Raw genomic sequence first — 17,044 nt, 5'->3', positions numbered from 1 at the left:
CTGAAGCGTACTTCAGACTAAGCTGCTGCGATAAGTACTGTATAACATTACAATAGCCCGTAAGCTGTAATACCCAAACCACCCGGGGGTATAAACGGGTATTGGGGGAAATGCGTAAAAAAACTCTGCCCCCGTGTAAATGGGGGCAGAGTTGGGGGAGCGGGATTAATCAGCGGTATCCTTTGACTTCTCATAGTATGCTGTGAAAGTAATACTTGCTGAAATCATATTTTTGGCATTACTAGAGTGCTGGAAGCTGAATGAATCCACATTTATAATACGCGGCAGAAGCTGTAATGCATTCATCCAGCTCAGGACATTGCTATAAGTCCCTTCTACCAGTGCATCCATCCTCACTGTCTTTACTGCCGGAAATGCAGCTTCGGAAGAACCCGTCATAACCTGAGCTGGATTGTTATCCTCCACCGCAAAGCCGATATCCTTCAATCTGGCATTGGTCATTGTTCCAATAGTTTGTAAGTCAATAATTAACTGCTCACTATTGTCTCCTCGTGGAAGCTTGGCTAGAAGCTCATCCTGCGCACCATTATCAGCCGTTGAACTATTAAACTCTTGTATTTTGTTCTCCATGAGTCGGTTCTGTTGTTCCAACTGCGATATCTCTGATTCCTGCTCTGCAATCTTACTAGTTGTAGGTTGAAATCCTAGCAAGAAGAAAGCGAACAATAGCAGAAACAAAACAAGAACGCCAAGCACAATTGGTGAACGATATTTATTGATTTGTTCCATGCTCATTCTCCTCCCCCGGGTTTGTAGAAGCAGCAGATTCTTGCAGCCGATCTTTAACCAAGTTAACATGGTAATTCGCTGTATAGTAGCTTTTTAGAGTATTAGGTGATGGTAGGTTGCCAGATAAATCTCCTTCAGACAACTTTTGAACAACAACGTCTACAGTGAAGGACATTTCACGCAATTCAGCCAGATATTTAGCCGCATCTTCCATTTTGGACAGCTTCACTGTTAGGTCAATAGAATTATGGAACGTATAGCCAATACTATTAAACGAAGCCCCTTTCGGCAGACCAGATGCAAGCTCGTTTAATATAGGAACGATATTCTGTTTATACTTTAGAATCGCTTCAACGGCAGTCTTACGGTCCAGCTTACCTGAACCTCCATTGTTAGCCTTGGCGAGCTCCAGCTGAAGTAGTTCCCCCCGGTCCTTCAGACCCTGAATTTGCTCAGACTGATTGCTAATCTGTCCCTTATTGGCTGTATAAAAGATCCCCGTCCCCACCATGCCCAGCATCCAAATGCCAACGAGTGCAATGACCAAATAAGGAAACATCATAGCTTCACGGTCTTCTCGCGGCAAAAGATTAATATGCTTTCGGCCATAGCCTAATGCAGCTCCGGTAGCTATCCGGTAGCTGTTCAACTGCTGATCCTCGCTTCTCGCCGCGCTGGCCTCAATCTGATCCAGGCTCAAAGGAATAATCTCCTGCTCCGCTAAGGACTGGCTCAACTCCTCATGCAGTTGACCGCGTATACCAGGTGTTCCTGTAATCAGAATATTGCTGATTCTTGTACTTCCGTCATGAAGACTATATTGATAGAAATTCAGCATCCGTGAGATTTCAGCCGTAATCTCCAGCATCTGCTCAGGCGACAAACGCTCCTCTGCACTTTCATAAGCAGCAGCTACCTCTGACCTGTAGGAGATCTCTTCCCGCCCAGGAACAGCCATCGGTTCTGTCCTGCCTGCTTGAAGATCAGCGACATTAATGGTTCGGATGAAGACAGGATTCCCCTCACGGAACATATAAATATCCAGCAGTGAACGCTCCAAATGGATCAGCATCGTCTCTGCAAAGGTTTGACCTTGATTCAGCATGATACTTCGGGCTAACGCTGTTGCGGATATTTCGATACTATTTACCCGCAAGCCCGCAGCTTCCAAGATATCGATATAATCCTGAATCGGCTTACGCGGTGCCGCAAATACCAGCAGGTGGCTCTGGTCTTCATCAACACTAGTAGTTACATAGTCGTATACCGGATTTTCAAAAGGCAGATGCAGCCCCGTCTCCACCTCAAGCTTCACAAGCTGCTCCAATTGCTTCTCATTTGTGCTGGGAATACTCATTTTACGGATTATGATTTGAGCAGGCGGGATGGCTAAGGATACCTTAGCTCCGCGAAGGCCCTGCTTCTTAACCCAGGGCTTAAGAATATCCAGCAGCGACTCCCCATCCGCAATCTGATTCTCAACAATTATACCGGGATGTAATGGAAGCACCTTTTTCTTGCGGACTTCCCATGTTTTATTCTTCTTCAAGCTGACGCAGCGGATAGCGGATTCCTCTATGGAAATCCCGACTGTTTGTTGACCTAATCCCATCATCCGATGATGTTCCCCCTAACCGATAAACGAAAGATATGCGCTGATGATGTCTGGGCCGAACAGAAACGACAGCAGTGCGCCGAGCGCCAGGAATGGCCCGAACGGAACAGGCTGTTTGCGCTGAATGACCCCGGACCACTGCAATATACCGCCCACTCCGGCCCCCAAGGCGCATGCTATAAGAAAGGCCAAAATAACATTAGGCCATCCGATAATCCAGCCCAGCAATGCAAACAGCTTAACGTCACCAACTCCCATGCCCCCGAAGAGAGCCAACAGCAGCAGAATGCCCCCTCCGCATAAAGCGCCCAGCAGATGAGCCCCCAGCGAAACCTTTGCCAAACAAGGAACTAACACCAGGAAGAGCGGCGTGAAGAATAGCAGAACCTTGTCAGGAATCAGCATATATCTCAGATCAGAGACCGTAATAATAACCGCCAGGCACACCAGCAGTATTCCGGTAACGCCCTCAAGGGTCAGCCCCAATCTCAGATACATCACCAAAAACAGGAATCCTGTCGCCGCTTCACCAAGCGGGTACACAGGGGATATCGGAGTTCCGCAATGCCGGCACTTCCCCCGCGAGAACAGATAGCTGACCACCGGGATCAAATCCATTCCCGTAAGCCTGGTCCTGCACTTAGGACATTGCGATGGCGGATGCACCAGAGACTCTCCTGCCGGTACCCGCAAACCTACTACGTTGAAGAAAGAGCCAAGCGTCAGACCTAGCAGCGTTATATAGATTGCGATAAATGTAGTCATAGTTGATGGTTGTCCCTTTCGGGGATTTTAAAAAAGGAACCGGAATGAGTCCGATTCCTTAAAATATACAATAGTAAAAATCACTCTTTTTCTGTTGAAAGAATTTCGGTCTCTTTGTATTTCTTCATTGTTGAATCTGTATTTAGAGTAGATGTTCTAAGATCTACAGCCACAAGATTAACTAAAGTACCATCTGCGTCAAAATACACATTACCGCCTGAAAGAGGTTCCTTGGTGCTTGGTAGGACTATCCCATTATCTAAATACTTCTTCAATTTCAACTCTGCTACGGTTACAGTCATTCCACTAGTGCTTGTGAATACGCCCTGTTTTTCTGCTGTTACGTATAGTCTTGCAGATTCGTACACTTGGCGAGCAGTAGCTAGATCAGCATCTACTTTGGTTTTATTTATAATTCCACTAATCATTGGAACTGCAATCACCGCAATAATCCCCAAAATAACAATAACCGCCAGTAACTCAATCAGCGTGAACCCCTTTTGGTTCTCTTTCTTACTAAGTCTTCTTTTGATCGCCTGTGCTAACATTTCGTGTCCCCCTTGAATTTAGTAGTATGTGATATTCCGACAGAAATTAAATCCTGTATTGCAACTTTCCCGCTGCCTAGCTTCGGCCTCTGCGCCGTCTGTCCGGCGTCACCCCTCTCAATATCTTCAAGGAACCGCAAGGTTCACATATTACCGTACAGACTGAACATCGGCAGCATAATAGCTGCTACAATTACCCCAACGATTCCTGCCAGGAAGGCTATCAAAAGTGGCTCCAGCAATGATTTCAATCGGTCCACTGTATTCTCCACATCCATCTCATAGAAATCAGCGACCTTTGATAACATCGTATCTAGGGCCCCTGTCTCTTCACCGATGGCGATCATCTGTGTCACCAGCGGCGGAAATACCCATGCCTTCTTAAGCGGATCAGAGAGCGGATTTCCCTGTCTCAGCGAATCACTTGCACTGCGGATATAACGACCAATCACCTTATTTCCTGCCACCTCTTCAACAATGGCAAGGGATTGCAGAATCGGTACAGAGCTTGCATAGAGTGATGAGAAGGTCCGGGTAAATTGCGCGATCGAGCCCTTCTGATTGAGCTTACCGAAAACGGGTACCTTCAGCTTGGCATAATCAAGCGCGTATGCACCTTTCTCGGTACGTTTCGTTATTTGATAAGCAACCACCAAGAGGAGTACTCCCAATATCCAGAAATACCATTGGCCCTGAATACTCTTACTGAGCGCCAGCACCATCTTAGTAATTGCAGGAAGCTCTGCATTCATTGATTCGAACATGGTGACAAACTGCGGCACAATCGCCCACAGCAGGTAAATAACTGCCCCGACAGCCATGACGCCAACGGTGATGGGGTAAGTCAGCGCGGATTTTATCTTTTCAGTCGTTGTATGCTGTTTCTCAAAAAATACCGCCAGCCGCTCCAGCGTCCCTTCCATATTTCCCGATTCCTCACCTGCACGGATCATGCTGACAAACAGCGGCGGGAAGATCCGCTTGTGATCCTGCACGGCTTGGGAGAACGGAATCCCCCGCAGCAGGCTGGAACCTACATCCTGAAGTGCTTTGCGTAGCGGCTTGCTGTCCGTCTGCTCTGCCAGAATCCGCGTGGCGTCTACGATAGATACTCCAGCCCTCATTAGCGTAGCGAATTGGCGGCAGTAAATAATAAAGTGAATCGTCTTAACAGGATTTCCTATGTAAATATCCATCTGCAGAAGGGAGGTTTTACGTTCGACCAGTGAGAATACGGTAAGACCACGCTTACGGAGCTCGTCCATGGCAGCTGGTTTATCCGTAGCGGTAAGCTTCCCCTTGATTGGTCTGCCTGCCGGTGTCTTAACCTGGTACTCAAATAATGCCATTAGCCGTTCACCTCGCTCATATAGGCTTTGGCTGCCGCAGGAGTTATAAGACCACCCGCAAGGTGTTCACGGATGTTCATCTCCAGTGTGTGCATCCCCAGCGCCCTGCTGGTCTGCATGACGTTCTTTAGTTGATGTGTCTTCTCCGTGCGGATCAAATTGGCCACGGCCGGTGTATTCACCAGAATCTCCGTTGCACATACCCGCCCCCGGCCTGTGGCTCTTGGGAATAGACGCTGGCTGACTACGGCTAGCATCACTGAAGCCAGCTGCGAACGAATCTGATTCTGCTGATGGCCTGGAAAAGCATCGATAATCCGGTCTATCGTCTGTGGTGCATCCGTTGTATGTAGAGTTGCCAGTACCAGGTGCCCTGTCTCAGCCGCAGTAACGGCTGCCGAGATCGTCTCCAGATCACGCATTTCACCGACCAGGATAACATCCGGATCCTGCCGCAATGCCGCCCGCAGACCGCTGGCGAAGCTGTGGGTGTCACTCCCGACTTCACGTTGATCCACTAAGCACTTACCATGACTGTGCAAGAACTCAATGGGATCCTCCAGCGTTACGATATGTTTGCTCTCCGATTGATTGATTGAATGAATCATTGCTGCCAGTGTGGAGGACTTGCCGCTGCCCGTAGGGCCTGTCACCAGGATCAGACCTTGCGGCTTCTTGGCCAAGCTCTCCAGAATGAGCGGCATGGATAGTTGCTGTAGTGACGGGATCTCCGCAGGAATAGAACGGGCTGCAATGCTTACCCCGCTCCGCTGCCGGTACACATTGACCCTGTAACGTACTCCGTTATCTAGCGGATAAGAGAAGTCAATTTCTCCAGCAGTATTGAAAATACCGCTATTCCCTTTCCCCATAAGCACCTCTGCCATTGCCTGTGATTCCGCAGCCGTGACCCGGTCTCCTTCAACAGGGTGCAGGACTCCATCAATTCTGATTACAGGTGCAGACCCTACGGAGATATGCAAATCCGAAGCTTTGGAGGTATAGGTCCTATGGAGCAGTTCTATGATGTTCCTCGTGAAAGTAGACATTGGCTATCCTCCTCAACGCATGATAAGATACATCAATTCTTGTTTATTGCGATACAGTCTCTCTCAGGACCTCTTGGAGTGTTGTAGTTCCCTGTGTAACCTTAAGAAAGCCATCCTCCATTAGTTGTACAAGCCCGCGTTGCCGGGCAGCAGCCTTCAATTCATCAACAGATGCCAGATTGGTAATTAATTGCCGCATGTGGTCGTCTATCGTCAGGACTTCATGAATGGCCATTCGCCCACGGTATCCTGTAGTGCTGCAACTCCCGCAGCCCCGTCCACGGTGCAAATAGTCTGTAGGCAGACCGTATTTCCGCAGCATGATCGCTTCCTGCTCCGACGGCGTGTACTTTTCTTTGCAGTCCGGGCAGATTTTACGCACAAGCCGCTGGGCAACTACTCCTATAAGGGACGAGGCAATCAAATAAGGCTCAACTCCCATATCCCTAAGGCGCGAAATGGTACTGATAGCATCATTGGTGTGTAATGTAGATAGAACAAGATGTCCGGTTAACGATGCTCTGACAGCTATCTCTGCTGTTTCAGTATCACGTATTTCCCCGACCATAACGATATTGGGATCCTGACGCAGAATCGATCGCAATCCAGCCGCAAAGGTGAGACCGACCGCAGCATTCACATGCACTTGATTGACCCCTTCAAGCTGATACTCTACCGGGTCCTCGACGGTTATAATGTTCGTACTCTCCACATTTAGTTGGTTCAAGGCAGAGTATAAGGTCGTTGTTTTCCCGCTTCCCGTTGGCCCTGTAATCAACAAAATTCCGTACGGTCTGGCAATCATTTCTCTAAATACAGCAGCATTCGACTCACTGAAGCCAAGACTGTCTACGGATTTGACGCCAGTGCTGAGATCCAGCAGCCGTAGCACGATCTTCTCTCCATGCATAGTCGGCAGGGACGACACACGGATATCAACCATCTTGTAATCAAATTGCATCTTGATGCGTCCGTCCTGCGGAAGCCTGCGCTCTGCTATGTTAAGCTTCGCCATAATCTTCAATCTCGCGGTGATAAAGCCCTGCATCTGTTTGGGAATTACACGTTCTGTCCGTAGTGTTCCATCGATCCGGTATCGGATGGAGAGGTTGTTCTCTCCCGGATCTACATGAATATCGGATGCGCGCAAGGCTACTGCCTGCTGAATCATCTGATTGACCAGCCGGACTATTGGTGAATCCTCATCCGTAATCTCGGTCTCTTCAATCTCTTCCTGAGTGGGCAACTCTACCATCATTTGGCTCATAGAATCACGCATACCATAATGACGGGCAATCGCCCGCTGCAACTCATCCCTGGTAGAGATCGCAGGTTCAATTCTGAATCCTGTACTCATCCGCAAATCTTCAATAGCAAAATAGTCCAGCGGATCAGCCATAGCGACCATCAGCTTGCCGCCTTCCTTCATGAAGGGAAGCACTTGATAGCGTTTGGCCATGCTCTCCGGAATAATTTGTGTGATAGCCGGATCAATCTGATATTTGAACAAACTAACGTGTGGTATACCAAGCTGAAATTCCAATACTTCGATTAATTGTTGTTCTGAAATGTAGCCCTGCGAGATCAGCAAGTCACCAAGCTTTCGTTTGGTTTTGCGTTGTTCCGCCAGTGCTTCAGTCAGCTGCTCCTGCGAGATAATGCTGTTGTCTACCAACAAATCTCCAAGTCTTTTTTTTATGATTGGCACAGTAGCTCATCCCCAGCTCTCACTTAAATTCCTCAATATTCGAACCTCATAACATTTAGCAGAAGTGGAAAGTAAATTTCCATTTTTCCGAAAAAAATCGAAATCTATCTTGCCCAGGACTTTGCGTGTTACAGAAGTGTTTTTCTGATAATTCATTGATTTTATAGTTCTAATTGCTTAAATTTAAGGTATCTTTTACATATGTTATTATTGCCTATGAAGGTAAATTGTCCTAGAATGATATATAGCACATAACTGTTTTTTTTACAATTATGATTTCCAATTGTTAGACAATTTTAGCGAAAATTTTCGATAAATCTATCAACCAATTATTCCACTTCTTATCGGGGGAGATGCTGAATGAAATTATTCCGGCGGAGAACATGGTTTTATTTCTCAGGGGGGATATTCGTTGCGCTGCTAATCGCTTTAAGCATTCATTTTTTTGTTTTATCCGTTAATGCAGTTGATAATACATACACGATCCGTATTCTGGAGATCACAGATCCCACCAGTACTGCAAGCTTAGAACTGGATGCCAATGACAAGTACCCCTTGAGTGAACTCGATAGTCTTCAAGGGGTAGAAAGCATCGAGATTGATACAATGACTATGAAGCGCTTTGTATCTCTGCGTGATAATTGGGACGGCAAATATGATGCCATTTACATCGGCAAGGGAGCTTTTAGCAAAAATCTCGTAAACAGTAACAGCAATTCTACCCAAGACGAACGCAAGTCGGCACATAAGACTATCAATGTTGAGAATGATATTACACACCTTAAGGCCCAAGAGATCACCGATTACTATATTAACAAAGGCTTGAATGTTATCCTTCGTGAAGAGACTTTCACTGAGCAGAAAGCAAAAGGTACTGAAGGTGTTCTCTACGAAACGTTCAACCCTTACCGCACTTCGACCCGCCCCAATGTAGTTTTTCTGAAGAACAAGAATGAACTCGATACTTTTACAACAGGGGTTAAGAATGAAAGCTGGCCGCAAATGTCGGCATTTAAACAACGGCCGAGACTAACCATTACTCACAAGCCGGACAGTTACAGCAAAGGCTCTACAACCTTATATCAAGCCGGAGATATCCTTGAATTTCCTATTAAACTCAACAATATCCCTGACTTAAGAACTAATACTGTACGCATCAAGCTTTATATAAATGTGGATTCCTCCCTGCCGATGACAGAGGAGACTGCGGTTGCCACCAAAGAAGTAACCTCAAGTACCGATACCTTAAGCTACACTTTACCTTCCACCTTCTCCGGGCCTCTGTATTGGAGAATGGAAGTAAGTACCTTAAGTGGACTGAAGGATTTCGACACCGGCAACATTCTCTACAAAGGCGTTAAGCGTGAGATCAAGGTGCTACAGATAATGCCTGCCGGCAAGACCGATAGTAACTTGCTCAACACCAAAAACATGAAAGCAGCTTATCTGAAAAATCCTGATTACTACGAACTAACCATTACACCTCATGACATGACCTGGTTCAATAACTACATTGCCGAGCATACCAGTGCTGATGACAGAACCTCAGGACTTAACGGGAGCTTTGACATGGTCGTATTTGGCTTCCTGGACATGTATGACCGGGCCACGACACCGATGCTATCCGAAGCGGCTGCCCGGGCAGTCAAGGCCTTCGCTGAGGAAACAAAGCAAAGTCTGATGCTGACGCACGATACCATTTTCCGTGAACAGGATGCGCCTTACAAAGAAAGCGCCAATAACCTGAATTACTGGAGTTACTATTTCCATGACATGGTTGGACAAGCTCTGCCACGGACTTATCTGGGCGGTAATGCGATTTACCCGTCCACTAAGGTAGTGCCCGTCAACCAGGGGCTAATGACGCAATACCCATTCATCCTAGACAAGAGTGGAAGCAACTCCAGCCGGTATACCGTTGCTACGACACATGACCAGTTCTTCCCGCTTAACCTGGAACGGGCGGATGTCATCCCGTGGTACAACATCTCAGGTTCAGAACGGGATACGGATGATAGCTATAATCACTTTTATACCTATTCTGTCGGCAATATCACCTTCTCGGGTACGGGACACACTAGCACAGGCTTTCCGGACTGGGAGCAGATGTTATTCGTCAACACCATGTACCGTGCTTTCATCGGCGCCAACCACGCTCCGAAGATCACTGTGCATACACCGCAGAATATGAGCACCAAGCCTTCTTATCATGACAAGTTAACGGTCAGCTATTCAGCTACCGACCTGGATCTCAAGGATAAAGAACTGATTACCGATATTACCGTCAGGAAATGGGTTGGCGACAAACAGACAGGTAACTATGTACAGGTTGATGCTATGAACAAGAAGACAATTCTATCCGGTGAGACTGTCACCCATACCTTTGATAATCCATTGCATGAGAACGGCGTACTTCAGATTGAAATTACGGCCAGGGACAAACAGGGTGCGCTAGATTCCAAGATCATTACAGTCAACGTGGAGAAGGTACAAGCGAATCTGTCTATTAGCAGGTCGTTATCCAAGGATAAGGTGGAGCGGGGAGAAACGTTTACGATCACGTATAAAATCATTCCAAAACCTATTCCAGCACTTAGCTTAGATCTTGGCTCCAAGGAGCCGGTGATCTCCGATGTCCAATATTCCGAGGTTTTTCCGCCAAGCCTTAAGTTCAGTGATTTGGCCGCAAGTGGCTTTACACAAAACGGTGGTGAGGATTCCGGTATCACTCTTACCAAGGAGCTTGGCAAGTTCACCTATAAGCTGTCATCAGATGGATTGACTTATGTGCCTGATGCAGCAGAGGGAATCAGCTTCGAAATTAAGGCAATTGCTACCGCGAAACAGGATTATACGCTGGACCATTCGAAAATAAGTTACGTGGACCTTCATGCTGAGCAGGAAGATTTGGCGTCTGCAACACCCGGTAATACGGCTGCAGCCACGGCTACTGCAACCGTAACTGTGACACCTGCTGCAACAGTCAGCCAGACACCAGCGCCACCGCAGGTCATCCGAATGCCGCCGCTTGGAATAGCTAAGGATTTCAGCCTATTCATTCGGGGGGACATTAACCGGACAGGCGGAATCGAAGGAACGATTGCTGCGGGTGGCAATGTCACGACCAGCAGCAGCGGGATTGCCAGCAGCTTCACCGGTGATCCGCATACGCTGGATGCGCTGGTCGTCGGTGGCAACCTGAATATCAGCAACGATTCCGTTAATGGTAATGTAATTGTGGGGGGAACTGCGTCAATTGCAAGCAATGTGCATATCAAAGGGGACTTTAAACAGGGGAGTCCGATTGATTTCGCTGCAGAATTCAAGTACCTGCAGGAACAATCCGACGCGCTTGCTGCCCTCTCTGACAATGGCCAGTCCACACGGTACAACTGGGGCGAGACCTTGCTCAAGGGAACGAAGGCTATTAATATCTTCACAATTAACGGCCAGACCATTACAAATACGGTCGGAATTGATGTCCCCAAAGGTTCGACCGTCATTCTCAATGTCACAGGTCCTACTGCGACATTACAGAACACGTCCTTTGTATTCTGCTCAAGTAACAAAACGATTGAGGATTACAAGTACAGTATGGACAGTTGCAAAATTGACGACAAATATTCAAGCAGTGAACTGGAGCAGCAACGCTCGAAGGTAATCTATAATTTTTACAATAAAACAAACGGCTCCATAGATGCTGCAACCAGACTCACCATCAGCTCGATCGACATCGAAGGGACTATTCTTGCCCCACGGGCTGACATTGAATTCAATAGCGGTAGGGTCCATGGCAACATTATCGGCGCTTCTCTGAATGGTGGAGGGACTCCAATGAATGTGAAGTTCAGCGGAGAGACGGGGCTGCCACAGCCTACAGCACCTGCCGCCACACCAACTATAGCGCCAACGCCAACACCGACCGTTGCGCCAACGCCAAGCCAGACACCTGCGCCAGTCCTGGAGAGAACCACGCTGGATTTTGCAGAGTTATCGTTCACCGCATACGTCAAGATGACCGGCCTGACCTTACAAGGGGCGACCATCCGGATCAACACCGAACTAAGTATGGACTTGCTGAAAAAAATCATGCCTAATAATGCAAACACTCCAGCACTCAAATGGGAGTCTCTAAATTCCAGGATTGCTACCATCTCTGATACAGGTGTAGTGTGGGGGGTTGCACCTGGGGTAGCCACCATAAGACTTACGGCTGTTGATGCAGCAGGTCAAACCTTCACAGCTAGTGCAGAAGTTACCGTTAAAACCCCAAAACTGAATATCAGCGGTCCTGCTGCTTCATACGTAGGTACTCCAACAGACTACTTGGCCAGCTACGATACTGTAGACGATATCGTTCAACAATATGAGTGGGCCATTAAAGAGGGCAGCAACACCGCAGGGGCAATTCTTACCGTTGACTCGGCCTTTCCTGTAAGGGATCATGCGTCACTCCTGGCACAGAAGTCCGGAAAAGTGACCCTGACCGCCATCGCTAAGACCAAGGCATTTAAAGGAGGTACACCTCCAGAGGAGGTTACGGTCACCTTTATCAATCCAGTGCGGGAAATTGCCATCAGCGGGCCGAATAAAGTGAACGTTACTAAGAGCATTAGATTAAAAGTAGTCGTGCTTCAACCGCTGGACGCTGATCCGGCAGATTATGAATGGACTCTGGAAGCCGACGGCGGCCAATATGCAGAAATCGTTCCGTCCGCTGACAGCAGCCAGATTGAACTATTGGGCCTCAAGATTACCGACCTTAACAGGCCGGTAGTTGTAAAAGCCTCCTTAGAGGGAGCGCCCGCTGAGCACCCTGTTGAAGCCACCTTCAATGTCACGGTAGGAACCCGCCTGGAAGGGCTCAAATTGAGGGACCCCATCAATATCAGAGTAGGTACTAAACATGACCTGTTCAATATTAATGATCTGTCAGTGTCTCCTGCCTCAATTGAACATAAGGATCTGCGCGGCAAGCTAACATGGAGCAGCAGTAATGAAGCTGTGGTCAGCGTCACCCAGGCTGGGGTTATCACCGGTCTGGTGAAAGGCTCCACGCAAATTACGGTGACTTCTACAGAGAACCCTCAGATCAAGGTTTCAGCTGTAGTCAATGTTATCAACGAAGACCGCTACTAGCTGAGCACAAAGAAACGGATGTTTCTCCACTATGGAGGACATCCGCTTCCTTATGTTCGCCTGAATTGACGCTGCATATTGCTGCCTACTCCAGCTTCAAGTCCCCCACCCGTATATTAACGGTCTTCACCCGGGGAAGCCCTGCCTGCTGGTGGGCAAAGACCTGATCGTTATAAACCGCCTTGAAGCGGGGTAGGTCATTATTGGGCTGGATATCAATCTCCTCCGCTCTACCGATGGCTGTGCCGCGAACCGCATTGATCGTCAGGTTACCCTTGGCGAAGAAGCCGCCGCTAAGTGAGAAGATCGATCCTACCCCATACAACTTAGCGGAAGAATCTGTGTAAAAGAACGCATCAAGCGGAAACGCCGTTTGAGAGAACGATTCCACACGATTAATCAAAATCTGCCCCTTAGAAATTAGAACCAGTTCCTTGCCGTTCAGCCCTCGAATCGAGGCATCCTCCAATACTGTTGTAAAGTCCTCCGTACCATCGTCCGGACTTGCTTTCCATATATACATGGTAGAGTCAAACTGCACCTCACCTCTAATCTGAACCTTGCCCGTCACCAGAATATTGGCACAGATGTCTATAGAAGAAGAGTTTTTATAATTATTTATGGTTAAATCTCCATCTACAATATACCAGTATCCTCTATCGGTATCACCTGGGATACTTTTTTGTGTATAATTTATCCCTTTGAGTGTCTGCCCGTCTATTGTTAAGTTCCCCTTGTACACCAGGGATTGCTTGGGATGTGTCACCGCTTTCTCATACTCCTGCTTAGCATTCTCCCATTCCTCCAGGGTATCCTCAGGATCAGGAGGCTCGGCTGGAGGAACCGGGTGGTCGAAGATCGCATCGTAGTTACTACTAAGGTACTCACCCAGGCTGCCATTATTAATATGGGTTAGAATCTCTTCCCTATTAGCTCCAGGCCCTATTGCCTCCTCTACCTTATCGATGAATGAGGACTCCACATTGACTTCAACGAAGCTCCGGCGGCTTTTGATTTTGACATTAGCTGCGTCGATGATTTTTTTACCAATAGTCTGATTCCCAGTGAATTCCTGGTCATTTTCTGTATAGAACAGATTGTCAAGCGACTGGATATACGCATCGCCCTTTAATTCAAAGCCAGGGGATGAGAAGAAAAAGGGATTAAAATTGTACATATATAGAGCCCTATCGCTGATCCTCAGCGTATTGCCTGCATAGATATTCCCTTCAATATAAGGTGATCCATTGATAACGAGATCGCTCTCAGAGCCTAGGGTATATTTCAGAAAATCCGGATAAGTATCGATGCTCATGCTCTTGGATAGATTACGGATGACTCCATTGACCTCAGCCTGAGCGCTCAGAGTCAAGGTGTAGTTGATGGGCTCCTTGCTATTAGAGGGCGTGCTATTAGATGAGTTAGCAGCCTTAGTCACCTTTACAATTCTGCCGATTGCCTTGTCCGCGCTGCCCTGATTCAGCTTCGTACTCGCAATCAGTGGATCATCGCTGCCGTTTATGTTATTCAGAATAGTATCCACTTCATCATCCAAAGCCTTTCGCAGCTCTTTCTGGCTCGAATAAACACTTTTGTCCACTATATCATTCAGTTCGGCCGTAATGTAGGCCACCGCCTCATCCAGCGTCTTCTCCGCCAGATGCAGGCTCTGCACATCGTTCTTACGCGTCTCCGTTCGCTGGGCGCCCCCAACAGCTGCCGAAAGTACACTTAGGCCCAAAATCGTTAGTAGCAGCACAATAAACATCACTAGCACCAGTGCTGATCCACGTTCTTCCCGGATGCGTCCGGCGAATCCCTTCCATTTCCCCGCTCTCTCATGATGCAGTGATGGTCCAGCTCCAGGCATGGGCAGCATCCTCCTAAAATCCAAATTTACTTTTCATCTCCATGGTATAATCCCTGCCATCATACTCCCGAGCCAATTTGAGCGTAATTTCAATTAGTCCGCTATCACAAGGAGATGTACCAGTGCAAAATCTTCCGTCAGGTGTCGCCGAAGAAATGAGTGAACCTGTCAGGTCTGATTTCACTGCTGTCCGGGAGTCATTAGAAGGCGCATCCGTTTCAGCACCGATGACCAATTTCCCCTGAGTGAAAGCAATCTTAATCACTTCAAGCGTAGAGTCGGTATCGCTTTTTTTCTTTTTTAGCAAAATTCCGTCATTATCGATTGTTCTCTCTACCCGCTCAGGAGCAAATATGTATAACTCATTTATAATCGAAGACATAATGATGTCTGCTTCATCTCTAAGTGAATTCTCAATAGTTATCTTATGATAGCTGCGAAAACCAAACATAGTCACCATGGAGATAATGCCCACAACCATTGAAAATATAGTTATGGCGGCGATCAGCTCAATCAGTGTGAAGCCCTGCTGTGATTTTAGGCATTCAACGTATTTTCTCATCAGTAATATAACCCTCCACTACCGTGCTGGCTGTATTCGCATTCGGGCCGCCCGGGCCGGTGACCTCTATCTGTACAGGGATCAGATAAGGAGCCATTTCCTGTTTGCGGTTGTCTCCCCCTGTCAGCATGTCCCGATGCAAATCTGCCTGGTATGTTATGTTCACCTGATAGAGAATATTATTAATTACCGGATTCAGCACTTCAGGCAAAACCGATGAATTGATGAAATCATCATTACTATACATACAAGAAGTACTTGTACACTGCTTAGCTTCAATACTAGGGTGTGCAGCGTTGGGATTTGTATCATTTATATTGAAATAATTACTCATCGCTTCAAAATCCTGCTTCTCCATATAAAACAAAGCGTTCCGCGCCAGATTGACCATGATCGTCTTGTTCTGGTTGGATTTGGAGTAGGACAGCGCGTGGGTGAAGTATGAGGTCAGCACCAGGGACACTATCGACAAAATGACGATGGCGGCCAGCACCTCGATTAAGGTGAAGCCCGCTTCCTTGCCCCGCTCGCGGCTGCGGTTCCATGGGTCTTTCCATGACATTATGTTCGCTCCCTATACTCTATTGGATTCCATTATAGATAGTTTCCGCGCAGCAGAATAATGGCTTCTCTCACCCGCTGCCCGGAGCACATCCATGTCTTCAGTCCTGTGTCCTTGCGTGTTTCTATGAATCTTTCTACCTACTTCCATTATATTCTTTCTCCTCCGGCAGCAGCAATGCTTGCGGTCAATAAATCTGGAGAAATCTACAGTTTATATCAGGTAGGGGCTGTGCTATCATGTGGGCAGAAAGGGGATACGCAAATGGCTTTAATTGAATGTAAATTTTATTCGGAGGTGCTGGGGCTCAGTACTTCGATGACTGTCATTCTGCCGCAGCAGACCACGACGCAGATCGGAATGAGTAATGTCTCCAAAGGGACCTTACACCCCACGTTGTATCTGCTGCACGGCTTGTCTGACGATGATTCGATCTGGCTGCGCCGGACCTCGATTGAGCGTTATGTGGCAGAGCTGGGCATCGCTGTTGTTATGCCGCAGGTCCACCGCAGCTTCTATACGGATATGGAGGCGGGCGGCAAGTACTGGACGTTCATTAGTGAGGAGTTACCGGCGCTGGCCCGTTCCTTCTTCCCTTTGTCGGCCAAGCGCGAGGATAACTTCGTGGCGGGATTGTCGATGGGCGGATACGGGGCAATGAAGCTGGGACTGCGCAAGCCGCAGGACTGGGCCGCCGCTGCAAGTCTGTCGGGAGCACTGGACATGGCGCATAATTTCTTAAACTTTGAAGATCCATCGCAGAAGACCAAGGATTATTTGCAGATTTTTGGGGACAAGGACATTGCTGGTACTCCGGAAGATCTGCTATGGCTGCTTGAAGAAGTGAACCGCTCCAAAGGGCCGAAGCCGCTGCTCTACCAGTGCTGTGGAACCGAGGATTTCCTCTATGAGGACAATCTGGTCTTCCGCAAGGCCTGCTCCAAGACCAAGCTGTCTTTGACCTATGAGGAAGGGCCGGGGCAGCATGAGTGGGGATACTGGGATGCCAAGATCCGCGATGTGCTGAAGTGGCTGCCGCTAAACAAGTAGAGAATTTCATATGTAAGCGGATAAATTCACAAGTGGAAACGGCATTGCCGTCCTTTTAAAGGTCGGTACCGTTTCAG

At 47.7% G+C, this 17,044-nt stretch carries 12 protein-coding genes; 2 read left to right on the top strand and 10 right to left on the bottom strand.

The annotated features are described in order from the left end of the window. Positions 1–165 precede the first annotated feature (165 nt). The 7 genes from pilO to MKX42_RS03905 all read right to left on the bottom strand — a co-directional run bounded on the left by pilO (position 166) and on the right by MKX42_RS03905 (position 7,784). On the bottom strand, positions 166–750 hold the full coding sequence (gene pilO, locus MKX42_RS03935) for a type 4a pilus biogenesis protein PilO (protein ID WP_340751421.1): 585 nt from the start codon (positions 748–750) through the stop codon (positions 166–168). Then, positions 734–2,365, bottom strand: coding sequence for a pilus assembly protein PilM (gene pilM, locus MKX42_RS03930; protein ID WP_340751419.1), 1,632 nt, complete (start codon positions 2,363–2,365; stop codon positions 734–736). The genes pilO and pilM overlap by 17 nt, the downstream gene beginning before the upstream one ends. Before the next feature lie 15 nt (positions 2,366–2,380). Further along, entirely contained in the window at positions 2,381–3,130 is a 750-nt protein-coding gene (locus tag MKX42_RS03925) for a prepilin peptidase (protein ID WP_340751417.1), read from the bottom strand. An 80-nt stretch (positions 3,131–3,210) separates the two neighbouring features. Next, positions 3,211–3,678 carry a type II secretion system protein gene (locus MKX42_RS03920; protein WP_339251761.1) on the bottom strand — a complete coding sequence of 156 codons (468 nt, stop codon included), beginning with the start codon at positions 3,676–3,678 and terminating at the stop codon, positions 3,211–3,213. Between the two features lie 143 nt (positions 3,679–3,821). Continuing rightward, positions 3,822–5,027, bottom strand: coding sequence for a type II secretion system F family protein (locus tag MKX42_RS03915; protein WP_340751414.1), 1,206 nt, complete (start codon positions 5,025–5,027; stop codon positions 3,822–3,824). Continuing rightward, entirely contained in the window at positions 5,027–6,076 is a 1,050-nt protein-coding gene (locus MKX42_RS03910) for a type IV pilus twitching motility protein PilT (RefSeq protein ID WP_340751412.1), read from the bottom strand. Before MKX42_RS03910 ends, MKX42_RS03915 begins: the two co-directional genes overlap by 1 nt. Positions 6,077–6,119: 43 nt before the next feature. Continuing rightward, positions 6,120–7,784 (bottom strand): GspE/PulE family protein, encoded by a 1,665-nt coding sequence (locus MKX42_RS03905; RefSeq protein WP_340751410.1) that lies wholly within the window; start codon positions 7,782–7,784, stop codon positions 6,120–6,122. A 360-nt stretch (positions 7,785–8,144) separates the two neighbouring features. On the opposite strand from MKX42_RS03905, the gene MKX42_RS03900 reads away from it, so the two are divergent. After that, positions 8,145–12,923: a DUF5057 domain-containing protein gene (locus tag MKX42_RS03900; protein WP_340751408.1), complete on the top strand. Its 4,779-nt coding sequence runs from the start codon at positions 8,145–8,147 to the stop codon at positions 12,921–12,923. An 85-nt stretch (positions 12,924–13,008) separates the two neighbouring features. On the opposite strand, the gene MKX42_RS03895 is transcribed toward MKX42_RS03900, so the two are convergent. Genes MKX42_RS03895 through MKX42_RS03885 form a run of 3 tightly spaced genes read right to left on the bottom strand, consistent with a single transcriptional unit; the run spans position 13,009 to position 15,917 of the window. After that, entirely contained in the window at positions 13,009–14,793 is a 1,785-nt protein-coding gene (locus MKX42_RS03895; protein WP_340751406.1) for a hypothetical protein, read from the bottom strand. Between the two features lie 13 nt (positions 14,794–14,806). After that, a complete protein-coding gene (locus MKX42_RS03890) occupies positions 14,807–15,355 on the bottom strand; it encodes a PilW family protein (RefSeq protein ID WP_340751404.1) in 549 nt (182 codons plus the stop codon). Next, a complete protein-coding gene (locus MKX42_RS03885; RefSeq protein ID WP_340751403.1) occupies positions 15,339–15,917 on the bottom strand; it encodes a prepilin-type N-terminal cleavage/methylation domain-containing protein in 579 nt (192 codons plus the stop codon). Before MKX42_RS03885 ends, MKX42_RS03890 begins: the two co-directional genes overlap by 17 nt. Before the next feature lie 264 nt (positions 15,918–16,181). On the opposite strand from MKX42_RS03885, the gene MKX42_RS03880 reads away from it, so the two are divergent. Next, entirely contained in the window at positions 16,182–16,967 is a 786-nt protein-coding gene (locus MKX42_RS03880) for an alpha/beta hydrolase (protein ID WP_340751401.1), read from the top strand. Positions 16,968–17,044 lie beyond the last annotated feature (77 nt).

Origin of the sequence: Paenibacillus sp. FSL R7-0204 (genome assembly GCF_038002225.1) — a bacterium.
In the GTDB taxonomy this organism is placed as follows: domain Bacteria; phylum Bacillota; class Bacilli; order Paenibacillales; family Paenibacillaceae; genus Paenibacillus_AQ.
The sequence above is the reverse complement of the archived record's forward strand: the minus strand, read 5'-3'. Positions and strand labels throughout refer to the sequence as shown.

Excerpts from the sequence above, each read along its gene's own strand:
- pilO (WP_340751421.1), bottom strand. The coding sequence starts at position 750 with ATGGAACAAATCAATAAATATCGTTCACCAATTGTGCTTGGCGTTCTT.
- pilM (WP_340751419.1), bottom strand. The coding sequence starts at position 2,365 with ATGATGGGATTAGGTCAACAAACAGTCGGGATTTCCATAGAGGAATCC.
- MKX42_RS03925 (WP_340751417.1), bottom strand. The coding sequence starts at position 3,130 with ATGACTACATTTATCGCAATCTATATAACGCTGCTAGGTCTGACGCTT.
- MKX42_RS03920 (WP_339251761.1), bottom strand. The coding sequence starts at position 3,678 with ATGTTAGCACAGGCGATCAAAAGAAGACTTAGTAAGAAAGAGAACCAA.
- MKX42_RS03915 (WP_340751414.1), bottom strand. The coding sequence starts at position 5,027 with ATGGCATTATTTGAGTACCAGGTTAAGACACCGGCAGGCAGACCAATC.
- MKX42_RS03910 (WP_340751412.1), bottom strand. The coding sequence starts at position 6,076 with ATGTCTACTTTCACGAGGAACATCATAGAACTGCTCCATAGGACCTAT.
- MKX42_RS03900 (WP_340751408.1), top strand. The coding sequence starts at position 8,145 with ATGAAATTATTCCGGCGGAGAACATGGTTTTATTTCTCAGGGGGGATA.
- MKX42_RS03895 (WP_340751406.1), bottom strand. The coding sequence starts at position 14,793 with ATGCCTGGAGCTGGACCATCACTGCATCATGAGAGAGCGGGGAAATGG.
- MKX42_RS03890 (WP_340751404.1), bottom strand. The coding sequence starts at position 15,355 with ATGAGAAAATACGTTGAATGCCTAAAATCACAGCAGGGCTTCACACTG.
- MKX42_RS03885 (WP_340751403.1), bottom strand. The coding sequence starts at position 15,917 with ATGTCATGGAAAGACCCATGGAACCGCAGCCGCGAGCGGGGCAAGGAA.
- MKX42_RS03880 (WP_340751401.1), top strand. The coding sequence starts at position 16,182 with ATGGCTTTAATTGAATGTAAATTTTATTCGGAGGTGCTGGGGCTCAGT.